Origin of the sequence: Paraburkholderia sp. SIMBA_053, assembly GCF_046534895.1 — a bacterium.
GTDB classification, from domain to species: Bacteria; Pseudomonadota; Gammaproteobacteria; order Burkholderiales; family Burkholderiaceae; genus Paraburkholderia; species Paraburkholderia caledonica.
Window position 1 is genome coordinate 1 of the sequence record NZ_JAWRXU010001843.1, and the last position, 232, is coordinate 232.

General features: G+C 58.6%; 1 protein-coding gene. It reads right to left on the reverse strand.

Features of this window, described 5'->3' with window-relative positions; all coding sequences use genetic code 11:
* A partial coding sequence (locus tag SB753_RS41905; protein ID WP_410805800.1) for a tripartite tricarboxylate transporter permease occupies window positions 1-232 on the reverse strand: 232 nt, incomplete at both ends.

Sequence of the window (232 nt, forward strand, 5' to 3'; positions counted from 1 at the left end):
GCTTCACCCACACGCCGATCATCGGCACGTTCAGCAACACCAGCAGCACGTTGCCGATCCAGAAGCTTGCAATCAACCCCCAGAACAGATCTTCGTGCTCGGTAATCAGTTGCGGACCCGGCTGGATGCCGTGAATCAGTAGCGCGCCGAGAATGAGCGCCATGACTGCGTCGCCAGGTATGCCCAGACTCATGGTCGGAATGAAATCGACCTGGGTCTTCGAGTGCGACGC